Source organism: Cupriavidus basilensis, assembly GCF_000876015.1.
In the GTDB taxonomy this organism is placed as follows: Bacteria; Pseudomonadota; Gammaproteobacteria; order Burkholderiales; family Burkholderiaceae; genus Cupriavidus; species Cupriavidus basilensis_B.
On record NZ_BBQM01000053.1, the window covers coordinates 1 to 3,011 of the forward strand.

1 protein-coding gene is annotated in these 3,011 nt (G+C 68.7%); it reads right to left on the minus strand.

The window, feature by feature from the left end:
• Positions 1-3,011 (minus strand): ImcF-related family protein (locus KF708C_RS34030; RefSeq protein WP_197090470.1); only part of this gene is annotated, 3,011 nt, incomplete at both ends.

Here is a 3,011-nt window from a genome sequence, read left to right on the forward strand (position 1 = left end):
TGCGCGGGGCCGAGGTGGCACGCGGCACCACCTGCGGCTCCCGGCCCACGAAGATGCGCGACGGCAGCACGAAGCCCCGCAGTGCCAGCATCTCCAGCGGTCCCTGGCCGACTTCGGTGCGCATCTGGTAGCGGATCGGGTAGGCCATCTCCGCTTGCGGCGGCAGCCTTGCCGCACGCTCCGTCAGGCTGTCAGCCTCGGCAGCGCTCGGCTCAAGCTCGCTGGTTGTCGGCCCCTTGGTGTCGGGCGTGCCTCGCCAGGTCAATTGATAGACGGCGCTGTCCAGCGGCTCGACGTGCGCCCGCTCCAGCATCCGCACGAAGCCAAAGCGGCCGCCGAACTCATAGCTCTTGTTGGTGCCCGCGTGCTCGGTCTGCCACTGCAGCCGGGTGCCCAGGTCCTGCAGGTTGTTGGCCGGCCAGGTCATCGCCTGCCAGGTCTCGCGCTGGTTGTAGTAGTGCAGCTTCTGGCTGTCGACGGTCAGCACCGTATCGGTCAGGCCCGGCGTGGGAATCGGCTTGACCTCAAAGCGATACTGCGGCTCGCCTTGCGCCAGCAGGCGGGTGGCGATGCGCTGCAGGGCATTGACCGCCTTGAGGAAGGCCGGATCGAAGGCCAGCGCCTGGCCGCCGGTGGCCGCCGGCACCCATTGATCGCCCTGCAGTTCCAGCACGCCTGCCAGTTGCGTGCCGAGGAACGCCCCGATCACGCCGGTTTGCGGGCGCAAGAAGCGCGCCAGTTCCGGCAAGGAGGCATCGTTGGCGCTGTCGGCGAACGGATAGCGCCCGGCGAACGATTTGCCCCACGCCATGGCAATGCCCTGTCGCCAGGCGTCGTTCAGGCTCGCCTGCGCGGGTTGCAGCACGGTCTGCGTGGCCTGCGTGATCGGGCGTACGAACAACGTCTCGCCCATGCCCGCCCACTGGTTGCCGAGGCTCGCCGCCATCAGTTGCGCATAGGCCCGGGTGTCGGCCAACTCCGATCCCTTGCCCTGGAAAAGTGCCTGCGCCATCTGCCGGGCTTGCGCGTCGGCATCCGCGCTGTTGCTGACCTGCTGCAGGCGCAGGCGCAGCGCCGTTGCGCGGTCGAGGAAACGTTGCAGGCTCAGGTCGCTGCTGCTGCCTGCATTGGCGGCCTGGCCCTGTCCCACCAGCCGCAGCACCGGTCCGAAGGCGGCGCCCAGCGGCCCGGCCGTGTCCGGCTTGATCGCCTCGGGTCCCGCCGTCTTCTTGCCCAGCAAGTCCTGGGCCTTGGCCACCAGCGTGTCGGACAGCGAATCCTTGTGCGCGCCGGCGCCGCCCTGGTATTCCAGCGACTTCATCAGCGCGATCACCGGCGACTGGCGCGCATCGGCCATCAGCTTGAGCTGATCGATGGCGGCCGGCAGCGTGGGGGCGGGTTCCCATTGCAGGCTGTTCATGAAGCCCTGCCAGCGCTCCGCGTAGTCGGCGAAGTACCGCTCGGTCAGCGCAGCCTGCAGGGCTTCGGCGGAGCGGCCTTCTGTCGGCGATGCCTGGGGCTTGCCGTCGGTCAGCACCCAGTCGCTGGCGATCTCGCTGCGCTTGGCAGCGGCCTCGATGGCGGGAGCGACATGGCCCTCGTAGGCCTGGCGCGTGAAGATACCGGGCACGATCGCGGTGGCGCGCACCAGCCCGCGGGGATCGGCGCCGGCCGTCAGCGAGACCAGGGTCGCGTCCGGATACTTGTTGCCGCCGTTGTTCGCGAAGGCATTGATGATGCCCTGGTAAATGGTGTCCTCGCCGTTGCGCTCCCCGATCACCGCCAGCAGGGTCTGGCGAGCGCCGGCCACGAGTTCCGGGCGGGGTTCGATGCGCCAGTCCGGGTTCGCCTTGAGGTGCTGGGCATAGAACCTGAGCAGGCGTTCGGCGAGGTCCTGCCGCTCGCCCGGCGTGATGCGGGCATCGGTAGACCAGCGTCGTACCAGTTGCGGGGCCAGGAAGGCCGGGTCAGCGCGCTCGGGGGCGGCCAGCATCAGGTAGGTCTTGAGGCCTTCGTGACCGCCCAGCGCCCAGCGGCTGGTCTGCTCATCCAGCATGTCGGTGCGCATCTGCGCGAGGTCCACCAGCGACGCCTCGAGGTCCTGTTGGACCGGTGTTGCCAGCAATCGGCGGCTGGCCTGCGCGTAGGGCTTCCACAGGGCGTCAAGCACGGCTGGGTCGCGGTTCAGGCCAAAGCGGGTCGCGAGCGGTGCGTGATGCTGGGTACGGTATTCGTAGCGCTCGATCTGCTGCTGCAGGGCAAGCAGTGCGCGCAGACGTTCGGCGGCATTCGGGGCCGATTGGATGCCGGTCACGGCCTGCCCGGCGACGTGCATGTCGCGGCCATTCAGTACGCCAGACACTAGCATGCCGGCGCTCCACAGGCCGATGGCCGTCAACGCCAGAGTGGAGCACACCGTGACCGGATGCCAGCCGATCCGGCGGCCCGGTTGGCGGCGGGCGGCTTCGCCCAGGTACTGCCAGAGGGGCAAGTCGGTACCAGGCTCGTCGTCCGCATCGGCGGCAGAGCCCGGATATGGAGCGAACACAATGCCGCTGAGCGGGAGGCGTCGGCGTTGACTGCTCACCAATCCACCGATCCAGTCGGCGAGCACCGGGCCGCGCGTGTCGAGCCGCTGGGAGAGGGCTCCCATATAGCGGTCACGCCCGTTCTGGATCAACTGCTCGATGCTGCGATTCGCCAATTGGTCACGCAGGGTCTGCAGCGCGGTGCCGATGGCGGTGGCGTCAGCACCGCGCGGCAACTCGCAGCCGATCACCGGTGTATCGCCGTTGGCGGTCACGTCTGCCTGGGCGACATCGAGCAGGTAGATCGGTGCAGACCAGTGCAATACCTCGGCGATGCGAGCCAGGCGGAGGCCACAGGGCATGGTACTCCCGCGTGGCTTGGGCAATTGGGCCTCGCCGTCGGTCACGAGGACCACGGCATCGACAGGATGGCGCCGGCGCAGCCTGTAGATCTGCTTGAGCCATGCGGCGTCCGGCTGGCCG